The 255-nt window shown below is 48.2% G+C and carries 1 rRNA gene; it reads left to right on the top strand.

Annotated elements, in window-relative coordinates:
• Positions 1-166: 166 nt before the first annotated feature.
• Positions 167-255 (top strand): 23S ribosomal RNA (locus G3N61_RS39330); the annotation flags it as partial.

Raw genomic sequence — 255 nt, 5'->3', positions numbered from 1 at the left:
AGAAGTAAGTAATTTGGATAGCGGAAGCGTCTTGAGATGGACGTGAAAACTATCCGGGTTGTGATTGTATCGATGTATCTCAAGATGATTCGAACTCTATGTTTGACTCAATTGGAATACGGCACAACGCGAGAACTCAACCTGTAACGAGACAGACTCGTTATAGGGTCAAGCGAACAAGTGCATGTGGTGGATGCCTTGGCGATCACAGGCGATGAAGGACGCGGTAGCCTGCGAAAAGCTACGGGGAGCTGG

This window comes from Burkholderia sp. Ac-20349, from assembly GCF_017104865.1.
Classification (GTDB): domain Bacteria; phylum Pseudomonadota; class Gammaproteobacteria; order Burkholderiales; family Burkholderiaceae; genus Burkholderia; species Burkholderia aenigmatica.
Note: the sequence above shows the minus strand (reverse complement) of the source record. Positions and strands in the feature narration are given on the sequence as shown.